Annotated in this window: 15 protein-coding genes, 22 tRNA genes and 2 rRNA genes; 35 read left to right on the top strand and 4 right to left on the bottom strand. The window is 34.8% G+C overall.

From position 1 onward, the window contains the following. The 32 genes from ACFVRR_RS11555 to ACFVRR_RS11400 form a co-directional block, all read left to right on the top strand. Nucleotides 1-85, top strand: a 23S ribosomal RNA gene (locus ACFVRR_RS11555); the annotation flags it as partial. A 122-nt stretch (nucleotides 86-207) separates the two neighbouring features. Next, a 5S ribosomal RNA gene (gene rrf, locus ACFVRR_RS11550) occupies nucleotides 208-323 on the top strand. Between the two features lie 5 nt (nucleotides 324-328). After that, nucleotides 329-404: transfer RNA gene (locus tag ACFVRR_RS11545), tRNA-Val, on the top strand. Nucleotides 405-407: 3 nt separating this feature from the next. Then, nucleotides 408-480, top strand: a tRNA-Thr gene (locus tag ACFVRR_RS11540). Between the two features lie 7 nt (nucleotides 481-487). Further along, nucleotides 488-563 (top strand) — tRNA-Lys (locus ACFVRR_RS11535). A 20-nt stretch (nucleotides 564-583) separates the two neighbouring features. After that, nucleotides 584-666 (top strand) — tRNA-Leu (locus tag ACFVRR_RS11530). A gap of 28 nt (nucleotides 667-694) precedes the next feature. Then, nucleotides 695-769, top strand: a tRNA-Gly gene (locus tag ACFVRR_RS11525). An 8-nt stretch (nucleotides 770-777) separates the two neighbouring features. Continuing rightward, nucleotides 778-864 (top strand) — tRNA-Leu (locus tag ACFVRR_RS11520). Nucleotides 865-874: 10 nt separating this feature from the next. Beyond that, nucleotides 875-951, top strand: a tRNA-Arg gene (locus ACFVRR_RS11515). 24 nt (nucleotides 952-975) lie between these two features. After that, a tRNA-Pro gene (locus ACFVRR_RS11510) sits at nucleotides 976-1,052 on the top strand. Nucleotides 1,053-1,062: 10 nt separating this feature from the next. After that, a tRNA-Ala gene (locus ACFVRR_RS11505) sits at nucleotides 1,063-1,135 on the top strand. A 28-nt stretch (nucleotides 1,136-1,163) separates the two neighbouring features. After that, nucleotides 1,164-1,237, top strand: a tRNA-Met gene (locus ACFVRR_RS11500). A 9-nt stretch (nucleotides 1,238-1,246) separates the two neighbouring features. After that, nucleotides 1,247-1,323, top strand: a tRNA-Ile gene (locus ACFVRR_RS11495). Between the two features lie 8 nt (nucleotides 1,324-1,331). Then, a tRNA-Ser gene (locus ACFVRR_RS11490) sits at nucleotides 1,332-1,424 on the top strand. A 57-nt stretch (nucleotides 1,425-1,481) separates the two neighbouring features. Next, nucleotides 1,482-1,558 (top strand) — tRNA-Met (locus ACFVRR_RS11485). A 4-nt stretch (nucleotides 1,559-1,562) separates the two neighbouring features. After that, nucleotides 1,563-1,638, top strand: a tRNA-Asp gene (locus ACFVRR_RS11480). A gap of 8 nt (nucleotides 1,639-1,646) precedes the next feature. Then, a tRNA-Phe gene (locus ACFVRR_RS11475) sits at nucleotides 1,647-1,722 on the top strand. Nucleotides 1,723-1,802: 80 nt separating this feature from the next. Then, nucleotides 1,803-1,875, top strand: a tRNA-Thr gene (locus tag ACFVRR_RS11470). A 9-nt stretch (nucleotides 1,876-1,884) separates the two neighbouring features. Beyond that, nucleotides 1,885-1,960: transfer RNA gene (locus tag ACFVRR_RS11465), tRNA-His, on the top strand. Nucleotides 1,961-1,966: 6 nt separating this feature from the next. Further along, a tRNA-Gly gene (locus tag ACFVRR_RS11460) sits at nucleotides 1,967-2,037 on the top strand. A 17-nt stretch (nucleotides 2,038-2,054) separates the two neighbouring features. Further along, a tRNA-Ile gene (locus tag ACFVRR_RS11455) sits at nucleotides 2,055-2,131 on the top strand. A gap of 20 nt (nucleotides 2,132-2,151) precedes the next feature. Then, nucleotides 2,152-2,226 (top strand) — tRNA-Asn (locus ACFVRR_RS11450). A gap of 6 nt (nucleotides 2,227-2,232) precedes the next feature. Next, nucleotides 2,233-2,323 (top strand) — tRNA-Ser (locus ACFVRR_RS11445). Between the two features lie 11 nt (nucleotides 2,324-2,334). Further along, nucleotides 2,335-2,406 (top strand) — tRNA-Glu (locus tag ACFVRR_RS11440). Nucleotides 2,407-2,898: 492 nt separating this feature from the next. After that, the gene (locus ACFVRR_RS11435; protein WP_097979329.1) at nucleotides 2,899-3,453 is read left to right on the top strand and encodes a bifunctional transcriptional activator/DNA repair enzyme AdaA; all 555 of its coding nucleotides are present in this window, start codon (nucleotides 2,899-2,901) and stop codon (nucleotides 3,451-3,453) included. Further along, nucleotides 3,450-4,349 carry a DMT family transporter gene (locus tag ACFVRR_RS11430; RefSeq protein WP_387328325.1) on the top strand — a complete coding sequence of 300 codons (900 nt, stop codon included), beginning with the start codon at nucleotides 3,450-3,452 and terminating at the stop codon, nucleotides 4,347-4,349. Before ACFVRR_RS11435 ends, ACFVRR_RS11430 begins: the two co-directional genes overlap by 4 nt. Before the next feature lie 680 nt (nucleotides 4,350-5,029). Further along, the gene (gene glgB / locus ACFVRR_RS11425; RefSeq protein WP_387328322.1) at nucleotides 5,030-6,961 is read left to right on the top strand and encodes a 1,4-alpha-glucan branching protein GlgB; all 1,932 of its coding nucleotides are present in this window, start codon (nucleotides 5,030-5,032) and stop codon (nucleotides 6,959-6,961) included. Then, entirely contained in the window at nucleotides 6,909-8,036 is a 1,128-nt protein-coding gene (locus ACFVRR_RS11420) for a glucose-1-phosphate adenylyltransferase (RefSeq protein WP_387328319.1), read from the top strand. The genes glgB and ACFVRR_RS11420 overlap by 53 nt, the downstream gene beginning before the upstream one ends. A gap of 48 nt (nucleotides 8,037-8,084) precedes the next feature. After that, the gene (locus tag ACFVRR_RS11415) at nucleotides 8,085-9,104 is read left to right on the top strand and encodes a GlgC family sugar phosphate nucleotidyltransferase (RefSeq protein ID WP_097979327.1); all 1,020 of its coding nucleotides are present in this window, start codon (nucleotides 8,085-8,087) and stop codon (nucleotides 9,102-9,104) included. Next, nucleotides 9,098-10,531 carry a glycogen synthase GlgA gene (gene glgA / locus ACFVRR_RS11410; protein ID WP_387328316.1) on the top strand — a complete coding sequence of 478 codons (1,434 nt, stop codon included), beginning with the start codon at nucleotides 9,098-9,100 and terminating at the stop codon, nucleotides 10,529-10,531. The genes ACFVRR_RS11415 and glgA overlap by 7 nt, the downstream gene beginning before the upstream one ends. Nucleotides 10,532-10,556: 25 nt before the next feature. Continuing rightward, nucleotides 10,557-12,965, top strand: coding sequence for a glycogen/starch/alpha-glucan phosphorylase (locus ACFVRR_RS11405; protein WP_387328313.1), 2,409 nt, complete (start codon nucleotides 10,557-10,559; stop codon nucleotides 12,963-12,965). Between the two features lie 63 nt (nucleotides 12,966-13,028). Then, nucleotides 13,029-13,823, top strand: coding sequence for a lipase family protein (locus ACFVRR_RS11400; protein ID WP_387328310.1), 795 nt, complete (start codon nucleotides 13,029-13,031; stop codon nucleotides 13,821-13,823). 78 nt (nucleotides 13,824-13,901) lie between these two features. Here the strand turns inward: ACFVRR_RS11400 and ACFVRR_RS11395 are convergent, their stop codons facing one another. Continuing rightward, nucleotides 13,902-14,690 carry a TIGR00266 family protein gene (locus tag ACFVRR_RS11395; RefSeq protein ID WP_387328307.1) on the bottom strand — a complete coding sequence of 263 codons (789 nt, stop codon included), beginning with the start codon at nucleotides 14,688-14,690 and terminating at the stop codon, nucleotides 13,902-13,904. A gap of 474 nt (nucleotides 14,691-15,164) precedes the next feature. Between ACFVRR_RS11395 and ACFVRR_RS11390 the strand changes: the two genes are divergently transcribed. Continuing rightward, nucleotides 15,165-15,365 (top strand): cold-shock protein, encoded by a 201-nt coding sequence (locus tag ACFVRR_RS11390; RefSeq protein WP_056473269.1) that lies wholly within the window; start codon nucleotides 15,165-15,167, stop codon nucleotides 15,363-15,365. 58 nt (nucleotides 15,366-15,423) lie between these two features. Here the strand turns inward: ACFVRR_RS11390 and ACFVRR_RS11385 are convergent, their stop codons facing one another. From ACFVRR_RS11385 to ACFVRR_RS11375, 3 genes are all read right to left on the bottom strand, one after another. After that, nucleotides 15,424-15,888, bottom strand: coding sequence for a TspO/MBR family protein (locus ACFVRR_RS11385; protein WP_387328303.1), 465 nt, complete (start codon nucleotides 15,886-15,888; stop codon nucleotides 15,424-15,426). Between the two features lie 108 nt (nucleotides 15,889-15,996). Beyond that, on the bottom strand, nucleotides 15,997-16,746 hold the full coding sequence (locus tag ACFVRR_RS11380; protein ID WP_387328300.1) for a TraR/DksA C4-type zinc finger protein: 750 nt from the start codon (nucleotides 16,744-16,746) through the stop codon (nucleotides 15,997-15,999). Between the two features lie 99 nt (nucleotides 16,747-16,845). Continuing rightward, the gene (locus tag ACFVRR_RS11375) at nucleotides 16,846-17,769 is read right to left on the bottom strand and encodes a 1,4-dihydroxy-2-naphthoate polyprenyltransferase (RefSeq protein ID WP_387328297.1); all 924 of its coding nucleotides are present in this window, start codon (nucleotides 17,767-17,769) and stop codon (nucleotides 16,846-16,848) included. A gap of 154 nt (nucleotides 17,770-17,923) precedes the next feature. Between ACFVRR_RS11375 and ACFVRR_RS11370 the strand changes: the two genes are divergently transcribed. Continuing rightward, complete coding sequence (locus ACFVRR_RS11370) at nucleotides 17,924-19,330, top strand: isochorismate synthase (protein WP_387328294.1); 1,407 nt, start codon at nucleotides 17,924-17,926, stop codon at nucleotides 19,328-19,330. Next, nucleotides 19,320-21,059 (top strand): 2-succinyl-5-enolpyruvyl-6-hydroxy-3-cyclohexene-1-carboxylic-acid synthase, encoded by a 1,740-nt coding sequence (menD, locus tag ACFVRR_RS11365; RefSeq protein WP_387328291.1) that lies wholly within the window; start codon nucleotides 19,320-19,322, stop codon nucleotides 21,057-21,059. Before ACFVRR_RS11370 ends, menD begins: the two co-directional genes overlap by 11 nt. Nucleotides 21,060-21,075: the final 16 nt, after the last annotated feature.

Genomic DNA, 21,075 nt, shown 5'->3' with positions numbered 1-21,075 from the left:
AGAGACGATCAGGTTGATAGGTCAGAGGTGGAAGCGTGGTGACACGTGGAGCTGACTGATACTAATCGGTCGAGGACTTAACTAACAAGTTTGATGATGACATTATCTAGTTTTGAAGGTACAAAAATTATTATAAAAAAACTTCAAAAAAGTTATTGACTTTTAAATGAAATTTGATATAATAATTAGTGTCCTAAAGAAAATGAATCAAGTGATGATAGCGAAGAGGTCACACCCGTTCCCATACCGAACACGGCAGTTAAGCTCTTCAGCGTCGATGGTAGTTGGGGGTTTCCCCCTGTGAGAGTAGAACGTCGCTTGGTTTGATGGAGGATTAGCTCAGCTGGGAGAGCACCTGCCTTACAAGCAGGGGGTCGGCGGTTCGAGCCCGTCATCCTCCACCATATGCCGACTTAGCTCAATTGGTAGAGCAACTGACTTGTAATCAGTAGGTTGGGGGTTCAAGTCCTCTAGTCGGCACTCTTTTGAGCCATTAGCTCAGTAGGTAGAGCATCTGACTTTTAATCAGAGGGTCGAAGGTTCGAATCCTTCATGGCTCACCATTTTCTCAAAAGAGAATATTGCGGGTGTGGCGGAATTGGCAGACGCGCTAGACTTAGGATCTAGTACTTCGGTGTGGGGGTTCGAGTCCCTTCACCCGCACCATTTAAATTTATAAGTTAAAGCAGTATACGCGGAAGTAGTTCAGTGGTAGAATACAACCTTGCCAAGGTTGGGGTCGCGGGTTCGAGCCCCGTCTTCCGCTCCACATATGCTGCCGGGGTGGTGGAATGGCAGACACACAGGACTTAAAATCCTGCGGGGGTTGACCCCGTGCCGGTTCGAGTCCGGCCCTCGGTACCATTTATAATATGCGCCCGTAGCTCAATTGGATAGAGCGTTTGACTACGGATCAAAAGGTTATGGGTTCGAGTCCTTTCGGGCGCGCCATATTATTTCACCTGTTATTCTGAACGGGAAGTGGCTCAGCTTGGTAGAGCACCTGGTTTGGGACCAGGGGGTCGCAGGTTCAAATCCTGTCTTCCCGACCATTTAAAACATGGGGCCTTAGCTCAGCTGGGAGAGCGCCTGCCTTGCACGCAGGAGGTCAGCGGTTCGATCCCGCTAGGCTCCACTTAAAGAAACTTAAATTAACTTATTATGGCGGTGTAGCTCAGCTGGCTAGAGCGTACGGTTCATACCCGTGAGGTCGTGGGTTCGACTCCCTCCGCCGCTACTTATTTAAGGACCTTTAGCTCAGCTGGTTAGAGCAGACGGCTCATAACCGTCCGGTCGTAGGTTCGAGTCCTACAAGGTCCACCACTTATAATGGAGTAATACCCAAGTCTGGCTGAAGGGATCGGTCTTGAAAACCGACAGGGGTGTAACAGCCCGCGGGGGTTCGAATCCCTCTTACTCCTCCATTTTTATTAAATTTCATATAACTTTCATGGAACTATATTAAATAGTATCCTCATTATCGCGGGGTGGAGCAGTCTGGTAGCTCGTCGGGCTCATAACCCGAAGGTCGCAGGTTCAAATCCTGTCCCCGCAACCAAAATGGTCCCGTGGTGTAGCGGTTAACATGCCTGCCTGTCACGCAGGAGATCGCCGGTTCGATCCCGGTCGGGACCGCCATTTAAGATGGCTCGGTAGCTCAGTCGGTAGAGCAGAGGACTGAAAATCCTCGTGTCGGCGGTTCGATTCCGTCCCGAGCCACCATCTTAAATTAAAAATGATTATTATAGTAGAGCAAATTATATAAGTAATAAAACTAATTGATTTAGTTAAGTTAATAATATGCCGACTTAGCTCAATTGGTAGAGCAACTGACTTGTAATCAGTAGGTTGGGGGTTCAAGTCCTCTAGTCGGCACTCTTTATGGCGGTCGTGGCGAAGTGGTTAACGCATCGGATTGTGGTTCCGACACTCGTGGGTTCGATTCCCATCGGTCGCCCCATATTATGCGGGTGTAGTTTAATGGTAAAATAGAAGCCTTCCAAGCTTCGGTCGTGGGTTCGATTCCCATCACCCGCTTTTTTATAAAATTTAATGGGCCTATAGCTCAGCTGGTTAGAGCGCACGCCTGATAAGCGTGAGGTCGATGGTTCGAGTCCATTTAGGCCCACCATTAAATTTAAAATTAATTTTTCCGCAGTAGCTCAGTGGTAGAGCACTCGGCTGTTAACCGAGTGGTCGTAGGTTCGAATCCTACCTGCGGAGCCATATGATAGAGAAGTACCCAAGTGGCTCAAGGGGCGCCCCTGCTAAGGGTGTAGATCGGGTAACCGGTGCGAGGGTTCGAATCCCTTCTTCTCTGCCATATTTTTTTTTGGCCCGTTGGTCAAGCGGTTAAGACACCGCCCTTTCACGGCGGTAACACGGGTTCGAGTCCCGTACGGGTCATAACTAAAGCTCAGTTATTTGTGATAACACAGGTAACTGAGTTTTTTATTTGTCTTTTTTATGATTTTAGTGAAAGGGCTTTAATTGAATACGTCTTTTCTTCATTATATTAGAGTATTCTTTGTACGTTTTAGGATTTACAGAGAGTTAACTCTCATAGATTCAATATGGCTTCTGTCTATTTACAAATAAAGTAATGGAAACAGCACATCTCAGTCTTAGTTCTCCACAATCTCGCCCTTCTCCTTTTCCATTAATCTTCATTCGGATCAATATTCTTCATTATCAAAACTTAAAGTCTTTTTCACTCATTTTAAATTCCAACATCATTTTATCCTCACCCTTTAGTTAAAATGTGGTTTAAATCCATTTTTTTAAAGTGTTCTTCAAATAATAAATATTACAAGACCAAAGAAATTAGAAAGCAAGAAATTGAAAGCAAGCGCATGATCTTAGTGTTAAAATGTGAATAGCTAAAGATGAGGTGATTAAATGAACGGATTAAATAATCAGGTCATGTGGGATGCAGTTGAATCATGCGATGAAAACTACGATGGAGTGTTTATTTATGCAGTTAAGTCCACTGGAATCTGTTGTAAACCTTCTTGTAAGTCAAGAACCCCATTAAAAGAAAATGTGTCATATTATCCGTCATTTTCTTTGGCAATTAAAGATGGGTACCGTCCATGTAAAAGATGTCGTCCTGATTTACTTCACTCAAATGAGGAGGATATTATTTTATCTGCCAAACATTTTATTGAAAAAGAATATCGAAATAGTTTAACACTGGATCGGTTAGCAATTGAAGTTGGAGTAAGTAAATTTCATTTGCAAAGATTATTTAAAAAATCCACAGGTTTATCTCCGTTAGAATACGCAACTAGGTTAAGAATGATTGAAGCTTTGAGATTATTACGAGATACTGAGAAAACCATAACTGAAATAGCTCATAATCTTGGTTTTAAAGGTTCTGCACATTTTTCAAGCATGTTTCGTCATCATTTTAATTACACTCCAACTACATTCAGAAAGGGGCTGAATAAATGAAGTTAAAAGATGGAATAGCTTTATTGAGTCTAGCTGCATTATGGGGAGCTTCATTTTTATTTATTCGGATTGCTTCACCTGTTTTTGGACCGATTTTAACAATAGAGGGAAGAGTTACAATTGCTGCGTTTGCTCTGGTGCTATATTTGGTTATTACTAAAAAGTCTTTACACTTTAAAGAGAGATGGAGACAATATTTAATAATAGGGGGATTAAATGGAGCAATTCCATTTACATTAATTGCTACATCAGCATTATATTTGCCAGCCTCAATGTCGTCAATTCTAAACTCTTTGACGCCATTATTTACAGCTCTGGTTGTTTTTTTATGGACGAAAGAAAGGTTGAGTATTCGCAAGTTAACTGGAATAATAGTGGGAGTAATAGGAGTGATCTTGTTAGTAGGATGGAGTTCAATTCCCTTTACTTATGATGTTAAAATAGCAATTGGACTAGCAGTTTTATCGACTATTTCATATGGAATTGCGGGTGTTTATGCAAAGAAGGCATTTGCCTTAGTACCACCACTTTCACTTGCAGCTGGTCAACAAATTGGTGCTGCAATTTTACTTTTACCTTTTACATTTTTAAATTTCACTGAGTCTACAGATAACGTATCAGGAGTTGCGATACTGGCAGTTCTAGGATTAGCATTATTTTGTACTGCTATAGCATATTTATTGTATTTTTATCTTATCGAAAGTGTTGGTCCTACCAAAACATTAAGTGTTACTTTTTTAATTCCAGTGTTTGGAATAATATGGGGTATTCTTATTTTGAAAGAACATATTACATTAGGGATGTTGTTTGGTTTTCTTGTCATTTTATGTGGCGTTTTCCTGATTTCAGATATTCGTTTACGTGTAATAACATCAAATAAGCGAATGCAAGCCTAATAAGCTTTTAAATAATAAGACAAAAAAGGATTTTCGTAAAAACGAAGATCCTTTTTACTATATTACGATTGTTATTTTATTGAGTTAATAATAGGACCTACCTAAGTAGGTAAATATACCCAAGCTTTAGTAACTTTGAAGCGAATCTATATGAATCTCAATAATTTTTGTTGAATTGCCTAAAATGTAAGTCAGGTAATTTAAATTCACTTTTTTGATCAATATGCATTGTTGCATGCTCTTCGATATTACCAAATAAATTGAATTCGGTTTAAAGATTTTTTTATTTTTCATCTAAATTTCCAAATAATTTGCTAATGATTTCTAAATATTTTTCAAAAAAAACTCTCCCCCATAATCCGACAATTTTCTACAATTCTTTTTAAAAATAAAGTTTATATGTTATAAAAGTGTGAAATATGTATGAAATTTTATGAAAAATCAAAAATTTACAAATTGTTACAAGGGAATTTCGAAATACAGTGTATAAATATACATCAATATTCGTTCGACAAATTCGACATTTTTACGACAAACGCAATAATGACAACGGTTTCATGAATGGTTATTCATTTTACGAAAAAAGTTTTTGAATTTTTTTTGCATAAAAACAAGGTGAATAGATATATTTGTAGAATATTAAGAGATAGAAGAATTTAAGAGATTGTAATGAGGTGAGGATGTTGCTTTTGACACGGCCAACTGAGTTTGATGTGCATTTATTCCATGAGGGAAGTTTATTCCATAGCCATGAATGCTTTGGGGCACATGTTGTAAAAAAAGGGAATAAAGTTGGAACTACTTTTACAGTGTGGGCTCCACATGCGAAAGGTGTCTCAGTTGTTGGGGACTTTAATACTTGGAATGGTTCTGAACATAAAATGGAAAAGTTGAACGATCAAGGGATTTGGACGATATATATCCCCGAAATTGGTCATGGGACGATATACAAATATGAAATTTCGACCAAACGTGGTGAAGTTTTATTAAAAAGTGATCCTTTTGCTTTCTATAGTGAACTAAGACCAAGCACAGCTTCGATCGTTTATGATCTTTCTGGGTATAAATGGAAAGATGCAAAATATCGTAAGCAGAAATTTAAAAAGTCTGTTTATGAAGAACCTGTTTTAATTTATGAAGTACATTTAGGGTCTTGGAAAAAGAAGAAAAACGGTGATTTCTACACTTATGCAGAATTAGCGACAGAACTAATTCCATATGTAAAAGATCATGGTTTTACACATATTGAAATCTTACCATTAGTCGAACATCCATATGATCGTTCTTGGGGGTATCAAGGAGTAGGATATTTTTCTACTACTAGTCGATATGGAAATCCTCATGAACTAATGAGCTTTATAGACGAATGTCACCAGAACGGATTAGGAGTCATTATGGATTGGGTGCCTGGTCACTTTTGTAAGGATTCTCATGGATTATACATGTTTGATGGTGAACCGACATATGAATATGAAGGTTATGATGCTAGAGAAAATGAAGTATGGGGAACAGCGAATTTTGATTTATCAAAACCAGAAGTAAAATCATTCCTTATTTCAAACGCCTTATATTGGATGGAGTATTTTCATATTGATGGTTTCAGGGTAGATGCTGTTGCAAATATATTATATTGGAAAAATAGAAATGAAGAGAATCCTTTTGCAACTCAGTTTTTAAGAAAATTAAATGAAGCGGTATTTGAACATGATCCGCAAGTATTAATGATTGCAGAAGATTCTACTGATTGGCCATTAGTTACTGCACCTACATACGAAGGTGGATTAGGTTTTAATTTTAAGTGGAATATGGGTTGGATGAATGATGTTTTGACTTATATGGAGACTCACCCAACGGAAAGAAAGCATCATCATAATAAGATGACTTTCTCGTTTTTATATGCCTTCTCAGAAAATTTTGTTTTACCTTTTTCACATGATGAAGTAGTACATGGTAAGAAATCTTTGTTAAATAAAATGCCAGGTACATATGAGGAAAAGTTTGCTCAATTAAGAGTACTATTTGGTTATTATTTATCTCATCCAGGTAAGAAGCTCCTATTTATGGGTAGTGAATTTGGGCAATTTGATGAGTGGAAGGATTTAGAGCAAGTAGATTGGATGATTAAAGATTATGAATATCATTCCAAAATGAACAAATATTTCAAAGAATTATTATCGATTTATAAAAAAAATAAATCACTTTATGAAGTTGATAATCATTGGGATGGATTTTCATGGATTGATGCAAATAATGCAGATCAAAGTGTATTTTCATTTATCCGTAAAGGAAAAAACAAAGAGGATTATGTCATCGTAATCTGTAATTTTAGAGAAATTTCTTATGACACATATCGAATTGGAGTACCTGCAAAGCATCGATATAAAGAATTGCTCTCAAGTGACTATGTACAATTTGGTGGAGATAGTAAAATAAATCGTTCTGCCATTGAATCAGAAGAAATACCATACCATGGTTTACCATACAGTATTGAAATAGCATTACCTGCCTTTAGTTTTACAATCATTCGTCCAGTTAAAATGCGAAAGGGGATTAGCAGCAATGGTTCAGAAAAAATGCGTAGCAATGTTACTAGCAGGGGGAAAAGGGAGTAGATTAAGTTCTTTAACAAAAGAACTAGCAAAACCAGCCGTAGCTTTCGGAGGTAAATATCGAATAATAGATTTTACTTTAAGTAATTGCACAAATTCAGGTATTGATACTGTTGGGGTGCTAACTCAATATCAGCCACTAGTACTAAACTCATATATTGGTATAGGAAGTGCATGGGATTTAGATCGCTTAAATGGTGGGGTAACTGTTTTACCACCATATTCAGAAGCATCTGGAGTTAAATGGTATACAGGTACTGCAAGTGCAATTTATCAAAACTTAAATTATATAAAGCAATATCAGCCTGAATTTGTTTTGATTCTTTCAGGTGATCATATTTATAAGATGGATTATAGTAAAATGCTAGACTATCACATTGAAAAAGAGGCAGATGTATCGATTTCAGTTATCGAAGTTCCGATTGATGAAGCTAGCCGTTTCGGAATTATGAATACAAATGATGAAATGGATATTATAGAATTTGAAGAAAAACCTCAATATCCGAAGAGTAATTTAGCATCAATGGGAATTTATATTTTTAAATGGAATGTATTAAAAGAGTTTTTAGAGATGGATGATCGTAATCCAGAATCAAGTAATGACTTTGGTAAAGATGTTATTCCGCTTTTATTAGAAGAAAAGAAAAAAGTAGTTGCATATCCTTTCAAAGGTTATTGGAAAGATGTTGGTACAGTAAAAAGCTTATGGGAAGCAAATATGGATTTGTTAAATGAAGATAGTGAACTAAATATTTATGACCGAGATTGGCGCATATATTCAGTTAATCCAAATCAACCCCCACAATATATTGCACCTACAGCAATCGTTGAAGACTCTCTAATTAATGAGGGATGTGTTGTTGAAGGATATATATCACATTCTGTATTATTCCAAGGTGTAACAATCGGAGAAGGCAGTATGATAAAAGATTCTGTCGTTATGCCAGGTTGTGTTATTGGAAAAGATGTTCGAATTGAGAGTGCTGTAGTAGCTCCTGGAATGGTTATTCCTGATGGAAGCCTGTTAGGTCCAGAGAAAGATTATGAAGAGGTAATTCTAGTAACAAGCGAAGAATAAGAGGTGGCTCATTCCTCAAATAGAAAAATAGATTGAGAGGGTTATTTGATGAAACATACTATGCTAGGAATAATTGAGGCGTCAACACATTTTGAATCTTTAAAGCCGTTAACACAGCATCGACCATTAGCAACACTTCCTTATGCAGGTCGATATCGTTTGATCGATTTTATGTTAAGTAATATGGTGAACTCTGGTATTACGAGTGTTGCTGTATTTCCTGATCAACCTTATCGATCAATTATTGATCACTTAGGCTCCGGTAAACATTGGGACTTAAATCGTAAAAAGGATGGATTATTTATTTTTACGCCAGAACCAACTGATGGAGCTTTTGGTACATTCGATTTCATCGAAAAGCATATTCAATTTTTACAACGCTCTACTCAAAAGTATGTAGTAGTAGCAAATACTTATACGATTTGCTCTGTGGATTTTAGACCAGTTTTAAAGAGACATATCGAAACAAATGCACAAATTACTGAGCTAAAGCAGTTCGGTAAATCTTTAAATATCTATATCCTTGAAAAAGAGTTATTGTTAAAGCTTTTTGAAAACTTCCACGAAAAAGGCTATGAAACAATTATGGACGTTGTACGCGATCAAAATAATGAGGTTGAACTAAGTGCGTATGAAATACCTCAACAAGTTTCAATCATTCAAACAATTGAGGATTATTTCGAGCAAAGTATGAAATTATTAAATCCTGAGATATGGAATCAATTATTCTTAAAATCTTATCCTGTCTTTACTAAGGTTAAAGATGAGCCACCAACAAAATATTCAAAAGAAGCAATTGTAAAAAATTCAATTGTAGCTAATGGATGTGAAATTGAGGGAACGGTTGAAAATAGTATTATTTCAAGAGCTGTGAAAATTGGAAAAAATACAATTATTCGAAATTGTGTTGTTATGCAAAAATCAAACATTGGAGATAATTGTATATTAGATGGCGTTATATTAGATAAAGATGTTCGAATAGAAGATGGTGTTGAAATAAAAGGAAGCTTAAGTGAGCCAGTAGTGCTTCAAAAAGGTTCAGTCCAAGGAGCGTTGATTCAGTGGTAAATGTTTTATATATTGTTTCAGAATGTGTACCTTTTGTTAAATCGGGAGGGCTTGCAGATGTTGCAGGCGCTCTCCCTAAGTATTTAAATAAACTAAATACGAATGTAAGAGTAATGCTTCCATTCTACTCGTTAATTCCCGCTAAATATAGAGATGAAGCTAAGCTAGTAAAAGAGCTATCTATAAATCTAGGCTGGAGAAAACAGTATTGTGGTTTATTTGAATTGAAAGTAGAAGGAACAACTTATTATTTTATCGATAACGAGTACTATTTTAATCGTGATAAGTTGTATGGTCATTTTGATGATGGAGAGCGTTTTGCATTCTTTTCACTAGCTGCAATTGAGTGTATTAAAGAATTAGGCTTTAAACCTGATGTCATTCACTGTCATGACTGGCATACTGCAATGATCCCATTTTTCATGAAAGAGTATGGCGCATTAAAAGATATTAATCCAAAAATAAAATCTGTATTTACAATCCATAACCTTCAATTCCAAGGCGTATTTTCAAAAGAAGTAATGGACGATATGTTAGGAATTGATGAACAATATTTTCGCGATGACTATTTAAAATTTTACGATTGTATCAACTTTATGAAAGCCGGAATCATTTCAAGTGATTTCGTAACAACTGTTAGTCCAACATATAAAGAAGAAATTAAGCATGAATTTTTTGGAGAGCAATTAGATGGACTATTACGTGAGCAAGATCACAAACTTTTTGGGATTGTAAACGGAATTGATGAAACAATTTATAATCCAGCTACTGATCGGAAAATACACTCTAATTACGATGAATTTACAATCGAAAATAAGACAGAAAATAAATTGAAATTGCAGGAGTCACTTGAATTAAAAATTGATGAGAATATTCCTATTATTGCAATGGTTTCCCGATTAACAAGTCAAAAAGGTATTGATCTTATTCAACACGTTTTCCCTCAAATTATGGATCATAATGTCCAAGTAGTAATTTTAGGATCTGGCGATGAAGAATTCGAAAACTTTTTTAAAGCAATGGAGCATAACTACTACGATAAAGTTAGAGCTTACATTGGATTTGATGAACGCTTTGCTCACCAGATTTATGCAGGTGCAGATTTATTCCTTATGCCTTCACTATTTGAGCCATGTGGACTAGGTCAGCTTATTGCGATGAAATACGGGTGTGTTCCAATCGTAAGGGAGACTGGGGGGCTAAATGATACTGTCCAGTCATATAATGAAGAGACGAAGAGTGGAAATGGATTTACTTTTACTAACTTTAATGCTCACGATATGCTTCACACAATTGAACGTGGATTGAGTATTTATGAGAATAAAAAACATTGGAAATCAGTCAGAAGGAATGCAATTAGAAAAGATTCAAGTTGGTTAAAATCTGCTAAAGAATATGCAAAACTATATATGCAGTCTTCAAAGTAAAAATCTTTTAGGGCGAGGTGATTCCATGTTTTCTAGTGTGGAGGAGTTTGAGTGGAGTTTTAAAGAGAAGCTAGAAAGTATGCATGGAAAGAGTACTGCAGATAGCACTACTCAAGAGCAATTTCAAACACTTGGAACGATGATTCGTGAACATATAAGCGGTAATTGGTTAGGTACGAGTGAACAATACCGATTAGAGCGAAAAAAACAAGTTTATTATTTATCAATTGAATTCTTATTAGGAAAGCTTATGAAAAGTAACTTAATTCATCTAGGGCTTAGAGAGTTATGTGAATCTGGCCTCAAGAGATTAGGAATTTCTTTAAGTGCTCTTGAGGAGTTTGAAAGCGATGCTGGTCTTGGAAATGGTGGACTTGGACGGCTAGCATCTTGTTTTCTAGATTCGCTAGCATCACAAGACTTGCCTGGTCATGGATGTGGCATCCGCTACAAACATGGCCTATTTGACCAAAAAATTGTTGATGGATATCAAGTCGAGCTACCTGAACAATGGCTGAAATACGGAAATGTTTGGGAAGTTCGAAGAGATGATGAAGCAATTGAAGTTTTATTCGGTGGAGAAGTAGAAACAGTTAATAATAAAAATCGATTGGAATTCCGCCTTCATGGTGCAGAAGCAATCACAGCGGTACCATATGATTTACCAATTATCGGCTATCATACAAACACGGTAAATACATTAAGATTATGGAGTGCTGAAGCGTCTACTCATTCCTCAAATAAATCACTGATGAAATATAAGCGAGAGGCTGAAGCAGTTTCAGAATTCTTATATCCAGATGATACACATGATGAAGGAAAGATTTTACGTCTAAAACAGCAATATTTTTTAGTTTCTGCAAGTATTCAAAGAATAGTAGATTCATATAAGGAGCAGTACGGTAATATTCGTAAGATCCATGAAGAAATTGCTATTCATGTAAATGATACACATCCAGTTTTAGCGATTCCTGAGTTAATGAGAATATTAATCGATGTTGAAAAGTTATCCTGGGATGAAGCGTGGGAAATTACAACTCAAACGATTTCATATACGAATCATACAACTTTATCGGAAGCACTTGAAAAATGGAGAGTTGATTTATTTAAGCCATTATTACCAAGAATTTATATGATTGTAGAAGAAATAAATGAAAGATATTGTAAAGAACTCTGGAACAAATACCCGGGTGATTGGGATCGAATTGAACAAATGGCTATTATTGCTCATGGAGTCGTTAAAATGGCTCATTTAGCCATTGTAGGCAGTAAGAGCGTTAATGGAGTTGCTGAAATCCACACTGAAATTTTAAAACAAAGAGAAATGAAGCTTTTTTATGAGTATGAACCATTCAAGTTTAATAATAAAACAAATGGTATTACTCATAGAAGATGGTTACTCCAATGTAATCCTGAGCTTAGTAGCTTAATAAATGATTCGATCGGAGACGGTTGGATACACGAACCAACTCAACTTGAGAATCTATTAGAATATCAAAATGACGATGCATTCTTAGAGCAATTTATGAATGTAAAGAAAAAGAGAAAAGAAGTTCTCGAAAATTATGTTCACTATACAAATGGAATTGCATTAGATACAGATTCAATTTTTGATATTCAAGTAAAACGGATGCATGCATATAAAAGACAATTACTAAATGTTTTACATATCATGTATTTATATAATCGTTTGAAGGAAGATTCACACTTTAAAATGCATCCTAGAACTTTTATTTTTGGAGCAAAAGCATCTCCTGGCTACTACTTTGCTAAAAAGATCATTAAATTAATTCATTCAGTAGCTGATATTGTTAATAATGATCGCTATATAAGTCAATTTATTAAAGTAATTTTTATTGAAAATTACCGAGTTTCACTAGGTGAAATTATTTTTCCAGCAGCGGATGTAAGTGAACAAATATCGACAGCAAGTAAAGAAGCTTCGGGTACTGGGAATATGAAATTTATGATGAATGGTGCTTTAACGATTGGTACACTTGATGGTGCAAACATTGAAATTTTAAGAGAAGTTGGCGAGGAGAATATTTTTACATTCGGACTTACAGCTGACGAGGTATTAAATTATTACCAATACGGTGGATATAAAAGCAGTGATTATTACCATCATGATCTACGAATAAAAAAGGTGTTAGATCAAATGCTTCACGGGTTATTTCCGTTACCAAGGGAAGAATTTGAACCAATTTTTGATTCGCTCATGTCTTATAATGATGAGTATTTCTTACTTAGAGATTTCTCTTCATATGTAAAAGCTCATGAATGTATTAATCATACGTATCAAAATAAAAGAGATTGGGCTATAAAAAGTCTTAACAATGTTGCGAAATCCGGATTTTTTACGAGTGATCGCACGATTCGTCAATACGCATCAGAAATATGGAATATTCATCAAAGAACATTACACCATTCTTAACCTCCTCTTAGATTATTAGGAGGTTTTTCATATAATGATGCAAAGCAAGAAAGGAGAGATACGTTGAAATTCCTTTCAGTTGACTATGATAAGGCCTTAGAATTATTACTTTGCATTGAACAGGCATATGCTCAGTTTGACAATGATGGTAAATTTATGATTCCTGCAAGCTATTCATTAGTAGATACAATTAAAGCATGTGCAATTAGCCAGCTAGAATGGTTTGGCTATATTATCGAAAATGATGAATCCGTAATCATTGTGTTTCGAGGAACGAAATCAGATTTGGATTGGTTAGCTGATTTAAAAATTGATCAAGACTTATTTCCTTATGTGATGAACGGTGGGAGTGTCCATTCGGGGTTTCTTTCAATTTATCAATCTTGTCGAGAAATGCTTTTAGCAATTGTGAAGGAAAAGGCTCTTTCAAAAAAAATATTCATAACAGGTCATAGCTTAGGTGGTTCATTGGCCACGTTATTAGGATATGAAATAGCAATGACTGGAATTTGTAACCCAAATGTTTATTCATTTGGCTCTCCAAAAGTAGGAAATATAAAGTTTAAAGAAAACTACGATGAAAATGTTAGGCATAGTTTAAGATTTGTAAATTTATATGATATGGTCCCTTTAAGCCCACCCTTTAAAGTAGAAGTGAAGCCATTAAACATTTATTTAGAATACGTTCAAGTGCAACATCCAATCACTTTTTCACTAAATAAAGGGTCTATTAAGAATAGTCACCATTTATCGACTTATATTGAAGGCGTAAAGAAGATGAATTTGGATTATGATTATACTCCAACCTTTACTTACAAATTACGTGAGATTGAACCAGAAGAAGAAGAAGTAATCTAATAGTACAGAAAAAAACTAGTCAAGAATTCGTTGACTAGTTTTTTGTATGTAATCGAAAAAACGTTTTTAAAAACTGAATTAATCATTACCATCCAGTAGATTTCCAAGGCCACCTAATATACTTCCTTCTTCCTTAGAAGAACTTGGTAAGTATTGACCAATTCGAGAAGCTAATCTTGCTAAAGTTAATGATTGAACCCAAATTGTTCCAGGACCTTGTAATGTAGCGAAGAATAGACCTTCTCCTCCAAAAAGTGCAGTTTTTACATTTCCAACATATTCAATTTCATAATTAACATCACCAGTGAATCCAACAATACATCCGGTATCGATTTTAATTTTTTCACCTGGTTGAAGAGTTTTTTGGTAAATTGAACCACCAGCATGTAAGAAAGCAAGACCATCACCTTCGAGTTTTTGCATGATGAAGCCTTCGCCACCAAATAGGCCGGTACTTAATTTCTTTCTAAACTCGATCCCAACTGAAGTGCCTTTTGCTGCGGCTAAGAAAGAATCCTTTTGACAAATAATTTTATTTCCATACTCATGTAGATCTAAAGGTATGATTGTTCCAGGGTATGGTGCTGAGAAACTAACTGTTTTTAATGAGCTTGATCGGTTTGTAAAACTAGTCATAAACAAGCTCTCACCTGTAACTAGGCGCTTACCCGCTCCAACCAATTTTCCAAATAATCCACCTGATTGCTGTGAACCGTCACCAAAAATTGTTTCAAGTTCGATCCCATCATCCATCATCATCATTGCTCCAGCTTCAGCAACGACTGTTTCCTTTGGATCAAGCTCTACTTGTACAAACTGCATATCATGGCCATGAATTTTATATGTAACATCATGAGAATTTTTCATTTTTATGCCTCCTTTTAGTTTAACTATACAAATATTGTAATACTAAAATCTAGTTATTTAATAATAAAAAATTTGATAAATTATTACATAATCCTCATTTATTTCAACTGTTTAATGAGAAAATATTCCATTTTTATAAGAAGCTAGGTAGGTCAAAATGTATAAAAGATAAATTATAAGAATTATATAAAAAATTCTCTCAATTAAGCCTAAGTGTCATTGACGCACTTTTTTAGATATGATATATTTAGGTTACTATTAACTGCATATTTATTTGAAGGTAAGAAATTAACGATACATTTGCACTACAAAATTTTTAGTAACGCTCATTTTTCTTTGTCTTGAAAAGAAGTTTTGACCACTTTCAATGTTGTAGCAATCCTTTAGCCGATTGGACAATGACGTTCTTTTTCTTTATCCCTCTTTTATGCACGCATTAATAGTGTATATATGTATTTTTAGGAGGTATTATCGATGGAATTCGGTAAAGTTAAATGGTTTAACAGCGAAAAAGGTTTTGGATTCATCCAAACTGAAAGTGGAAACGACGTATTCGTACACTTCTCTGCAATTCAAGGCGAAGGTTTCAAAACTTTAGAAGAAGGTCAAGAAGTTCAATTCGAAATCATCGAAGGAAACCGTGGACCACAAGCAGCTAACGTAAACAAAAAATAATTTTTGTTATGTTCAAGGCATCCTTTTTAGGATGCCTTTTTTATATTAATCTAAAAATCTATCTATTTAGTACGTAGATATTGTAATTTAAAAAGGTTGCAAATAATGACCAAATAGAATAGGGAATGAGTAATACAAATGAAGTTTTTGAATGTTTATATGCGATCATCGTTAAAAGAATTGCTGTAACAAAGACGAGTCCACAGTCAATTGTAGCCATAAGTAAATCTTTTTGTTTGAATTGAAAATAGCTAAACGACTGGTTAAAAACATAATTAATAATAAATAGAATATAAAACCATTTTGCTTTTTTAAAGGATTCTCCTAAAGAAACGATTATACATACGCTTAAAGAAATGAAAGAATACAAGAATGCCCAAATGATTCCGATTGTTTTTCCAGAAGGAGTATAGCTAGGTTTAATTAGGTGACTATACCAATCATAGTCGATCGGAAATAAAATAGAAGAAATAAAAAATAAACAGTATAAGGAGAAAAATAAAACAATTAACTTAATATTCATAAAACCTCCTCAAGTAAGTTGTCTTGATTAAGTATATGTAATTAATTTCAAAATATAAAAAAAACGACTACATTAGAGTAATCGTTTTTTAATGAAATATTAACTCATTTAGTACTTTTCAATGTCTTTCACATCAATTTCAGATAATTCTCCGTTTAAAGCTTGTTCTTCATAGTCATCAAGATCTTGTTCATATTGTTCATGTTTTCTTGTAGGGTAGACAGTTCGATTTTTTCCATAAATATCAGTTCCGATAAAGTTTTCAAATTCCTCAACATAACCAACATTTTCATAGCTCTCAGTATATGCGCTTCCATACTCCTCGATATTATTAAATTCAAAATCTGACGGAGTTTGAGAATTTCCATATCTTTCAACATCTTGTAAAGCGTCTTCAGCGTCATACATCATTGAGCGGTCTTTAGGATCTCTACTAAATGGTGGGTTTAATACTTCTTCCTCAACCGGGCGATCGTATCTTATACTTGAACTTGAAATATGCTGATCGTGAGTATGTTCGATCATCGCTTTTGCTGTAGGAAGAGCTTGTAACCGTTCAAAAGGTATTTCTTCACCACTTACTTCACATATGCCATATGTTCCGTTTTCAATTTTTTGTAACGCTGTATTAACGTCATCTAGTTCGTTTCTTAAATGCTCATGAAGAGATATGTCCTTTTCACGCTCAAATAATTCAGTACCCATATCACCTGGGTGGTTGTCTGCAAGTGAAAGCTCATCAACAGAATCTCTAAGTGAGTATGGTGTAAATGCTGGGTCTTTTAGTCTTTCTTCTATATGTTCTTTTTGTTTAAGTAGTTCGTTTTTAAATGTTTGGATTTGTGATTGTGAAAGCATCATGCTCCCCCTTTTCAATAAATGAATATGACTATCCATATTTTGTTCAAAAAGGAGGAAAACATGAATTAAGTTTTTTGAGGAATTGTTCTGCCTTAATTAGGAAAAAATATTTCCAATTATTAAGCCTATAACAAGAAGGAATCCCATTATAGTATTTGTTTTTGCTGTTGCTGCCATGGCTGGCATCATTTCCATTGGTTGGGTCTTACCTATAAATCCTTTTGTTGCTTTTATTGCAACAGGAAAACTTATTAATGAAATAAGTGCAAAAGGTGTAATTAAATTCATGATAACAAATAAAATAACTAAAGCATATGCAACTGCAAATAATGAACCAATAAAGATAATTGCATTCTTTTTACCTAATAAGATAACAAGTGTTTTACGTCCATTTTCTTTGTCATTATCTAGGTCACGAATATTATTTGCTGTTAAGATTGCTCCAATTGTAATTGAAGTAGGGATCGAAAGTAAGATCACATTTGATGGTAAATTTCCAGCTTGAATATAGTAAGTAATACCAATAATTACAACTCCCATAAAAAAGCCCGCTACTAACTCACCAAATGGAGTGTATGCGATTGGAAGTGGTCCACCAGTATAAAAATAAGCTGCTGCCATACAAATAAGTCCAATAACTGCGATCCACCAGCTACTTTGAGTACAAATATAAATGCCTAATAGAAGAGCGATACCAAAAAAAGTAAAAGCAAGATTTAAAACAGTTGAAGGTTTAATACCATCTCTTACGATTGCTCCACCGATACCGACAGAACCTTCATGATCTAGCCCTCTTTTATAATCATAATATTCATTAATCATATTTGCAGCGGCTTGGATTAATAAACTTGCAATAAGCATTGAAAGAAATAAAAGTAAATGAAATGAGTGAGCTATGTGCGCTAACATTGTTCCAATCGCAACAGGAATGAACGCTGCGGTTAATGTATGTGGTCTTAATAAATTCCACCATGTTCTAAAACCTGTTGAGGAAGTTGGAGATTGAACAGTTGGTTGCATTTTAACATCCTCCTTTTTAATATTATTTGAAAATGTAGGTCATTTTACTTTAAAAAAGTATGGACGAACTTCATAAAATTGACAGTCTACATTCATCGTTGTATCTTTAGTTATATCATGTATTTAACGTATATTTAAGCTAGGGGGAACTATTATGCTTAGAACAGGTCAACTGGAATCGATTGCCTTCTTTGAGCATTCTCTTCAAAAGGCAAAAGCTTGTTCAAAACGCTTCATTTGTAAAGTGGAAAAAATAATGAATATCCATCCCCTAAGTGTTTACCATTTTTATCATGAATTGGGTTTTACTGAACGCTTTTATTGGTCAAACCAAGAAAACTCGTTAATTCTCACAGGAATTGGTACTTTAGTTCCTTTTCATCATAGTACAGAAGAACAGTATTCTGCAATAGAAAAAGAATGGAAACGCTTTGGAGAGCAAGTGTATATCGAGCAAGAAAATTGCTTTGGTACAGGACCGATAGCTCTTGGGGGTTTCTCTTTTTTTGATAACTATAAAAATGATCAAGATTGGAAGAATTTTGGTACTTCTCATTTCTATGTACCCAAATTAATGGTGACGGTTACAAACGAAGGGACATTCATCACCTCTAATTATGAAATTAATGAACAAACTACAGTAGAGGATTTATTGCTTCAATATAAAGAATATGATGACTTTTTAGAAAAGTTTGGAATGAAGCAACCAAGCTTTACACAATCAGAATGTATTAACAAAGATGAATTTGAACCAAATGAATGGATTCAAAGCGTAAAAGAAGCAATTCATCAAATGAAAAACGAAGAATTAGAAAAAGTTGTTTTAAATCGAACTTTAGATGCAACATTTTCTGCAGAAGTAAATTCAACAAAAGTAATTTATGAATTAGAAGCAACAAGAAATGTTAACTATGTTATTTCTTATCAATTAAAAGATACTGTATTTATTAGCGCTACACCTGAGCGATTAATTTCAAAGAAAAATAATACAGTTTCTTCGATGTGTCTTGCGGGATCTGCCGCAAAAGGAATAACTAAGGAAGAAAACACAGAAGCCGCCAATTGGTTATTAAATAGTAAAAAAAATAATGGTGAACATGCTTTTGTTGTAAACTATATACGAGAAACGCTACAACAATATTGTAATGAATTATCAATACCTTCAACACCAAGAATAATGGCGACTAAAAGCTTATTGCATTTATTCACGCCAGTTGAAGGGAAATTATATAATCATGTTTCTTTATTTGAATTAATTCAAGCATTACATCCAACCCCTGCACTTGGAGGATTTCCTAAGGAAGAGGCATGTAAATTAATTCGTGAACTTGAACCTGTGGACCGGGGATGGTATGGTGCACCGATTGGGTGGATTGATTTAAACGGAAATGGTGATTTTGCTGTAGGCATACGTAGCGCCTTAATTAAAGAAGATAAAGCAAAATTATATGCCGGTTGTGGTGTTGTAAAAGATTCAAAACCAGAGGAAGAATTTTTTGAAACTGGTGTAAAGTTTCTGCCAATGCTAAATGCATTAGGAGGGTTACGAAATGAAAGATAATGAAGCACTAACAAAGTATATTGGTGCTCTTGTAGATGAAATAAGTGCATTAAATATAAAAAACGTTGTAATAAGTCCTGGATCACGCTCTACACCAATATCGATGTTAGTAAATGAACATCCAAAATTAAAGTCTTATATTGCAGTAGATGAAAGAGGGGCAGCATTTTTTGCTTTAGGAATCGCTAAAAGTACGAAACAGCCTACAGTTTTAATTTGTACTTCTGGAACTGCTGCTGCTAATTATATGCCAGCCATTTCTGAAGCAAAGGAATCAAGAATTCCATTAATCGTACTGACAGCCGATCGACCACATGAGCTTAGAGATATAGGTGCACCACAAGCTATGAATCAGATTGGTTTATACGGTTCATTTGTAAAAAAATTCATTGAACTAGCCTTACCAGAGGCTTCGGAAGCTATGTACGGATACGCACGGTCAAGCGTAAATCGACTGTACCGTTCATGTGTGACCGCTCCAATGGGGCCCGTACATATGAATGTGCCACTTCGAGAACCTTTAGTTCCTAATTTTACGATTGATGACATATACTCAGCAGGAAAGCGTAAAAATTCTGCTCACACAATACTTACTGAAACTCTTGCAACAATTTCAAATGAAACAAGTAATGAGTTCACGAAGCTTTTTCAATCAAAAAGAAAAGGCTTATTAGTTTGTGGTCCTTATGTTGAAGAAGGAGCTTTAAAGAAGATTAAAGCTTTAGGGAATTTATTAGACTATCCAGTTCTATGTGATCCTCTTTCAAATGGAAGAACAATTAATGGGAATGAAGACTCGAATGTAATCGATACATATGATACATTTCTTCGTTTTGAAGACATTGTTGATACGCTTGATTCTGAAGTTATCGTACGATTCGGAGCAATGCCTGTATCTAAAACGTTTAGCCAATATATTCAAAAGCAAAAAGATTGCGAGCTAATTGTAATTGATGAAGGAGACCTATGGAGGGATCCGACATTAAAAACAACTCAAATGATTTCTTGTGATGATATCCAGTTTTGTAATGCAATTTTGGAGTCATACGAGAAAACAAGTAGTCATGAAATAGATTGGTTGAATAAATGGATAAAAATTAATGAAAAAACAAAAAATGGACTAGGACAAGCAGAACAGTTTGATGAACTTTTTGAAGGGAAAATCGTTCAAGTTTTAGCAAAAAATTTACTTGAAGAAAGTACATTGTTTGTTTCAAACAGTATGCCTATTCGTGATGTGGATACGTTTTTACATAATCAATCTAAAAAGTTAAAAATTGCTTGTAATCGAGGGGTAAATGGAATAGATGGGACAATTGCAACTGCATTAGGGATGGCAGCAGCTGGAGAAAATGTCACATTATTAATTGGAGATTTATCTTTCTATCATGATTTAAATAGTTTAGTCCTTTCTAAACTACATAATTTAGATTTAAGAGTGATCCTAGTTAATAATGATGGGGGTGGAATCTTCTCATTCTTACCTCAATCAAAAGAAGAAAAACATTTCGAAGATTTATTCGGAACCCCTTTAGGATTGGAATTCGAGCATGCAACTGCCCTTTTCGGTGGAGTTCATACAAAAATTCAAAATTGGTTTGATTTTGAAGCTGAATTAGCTAAAAAGAATAGTGGATTGCATGTTATTGAAATTCAGACAAATCGTAAAGAAAATTATGATCTTCATCAAAAAGTTTGGAGCATTGTAAAAGCAGAATACGAGAAATGAAATTAGGTGTTCTTGT

This window comes from Gottfriedia sp. NPDC057948 (genome assembly GCF_042887255.1).
Classification (GTDB): Bacteria; Bacillota; Bacilli; order Bacillales; family Bacillaceae_G; genus Gottfriedia.
This window is presented reverse-complemented; position numbering and strand designations above follow the sequence as displayed.

What these genes read in the sequence shown, in the direction of transcription:
- ACFVRR_RS11435 (WP_097979329.1), top strand. Translation starts at nt 2,899, where the DNA reads ATGAACGGATTAAATAATCAGGTCATGTGGGATGCAGTTGAATCATGC.
- ACFVRR_RS11430 (WP_387328325.1), top strand. Translation starts at nt 3,450, where the DNA reads ATGAAGTTAAAAGATGGAATAGCTTTATTGAGTCTAGCTGCATTATGG.
- glgB (WP_387328322.1), top strand. Translation starts at nt 5,030, where the DNA reads ATGTTGCTTTTGACACGGCCAACTGAGTTTGATGTGCATTTATTCCAT.
- ACFVRR_RS11420 (WP_387328319.1), top strand. Translation starts at nt 6,909, where the DNA reads ATGGTTCAGAAAAAATGCGTAGCAATGTTACTAGCAGGGGGAAAAGGG.
- ACFVRR_RS11415 (WP_097979327.1), top strand. Translation starts at nt 8,085, where the DNA reads ATGAAACATACTATGCTAGGAATAATTGAGGCGTCAACACATTTTGAA.
- ACFVRR_RS11405 (WP_387328313.1), top strand. Translation starts at nt 10,557, where the DNA reads ATGTTTTCTAGTGTGGAGGAGTTTGAGTGGAGTTTTAAAGAGAAGCTA.
- ACFVRR_RS11395 (WP_387328307.1), bottom strand. Translation starts at nt 14,690, where the DNA reads ATGAAAAATTCTCATGATGTTACATATAAAATTCATGGCCATGATATG.
- ACFVRR_RS11390 (WP_056473269.1), top strand. Translation starts at nt 15,165, where the DNA reads ATGGAATTCGGTAAAGTTAAATGGTTTAACAGCGAAAAAGGTTTTGGA.
- ACFVRR_RS11385 (WP_387328303.1), bottom strand. Translation starts at nt 15,888, where the DNA reads ATGAATATTAAGTTAATTGTTTTATTTTTCTCCTTATACTGTTTATTT.
- ACFVRR_RS11380 (WP_387328300.1), bottom strand. Translation starts at nt 16,746, where the DNA reads ATGCTTTCACAATCACAAATCCAAACATTTAAAAACGAACTACTTAAA.
- ACFVRR_RS11375 (WP_387328297.1), bottom strand. Translation starts at nt 17,769, where the DNA reads ATGCAACCAACTGTTCAATCTCCAACTTCCTCAACAGGTTTTAGAACA.
- ACFVRR_RS11370 (WP_387328294.1), top strand. Translation starts at nt 17,924, where the DNA reads ATGCTTAGAACAGGTCAACTGGAATCGATTGCCTTCTTTGAGCATTCT.
- menD (WP_387328291.1), top strand. Translation starts at nt 19,320, where the DNA reads ATGAAAGATAATGAAGCACTAACAAAGTATATTGGTGCTCTTGTAGAT.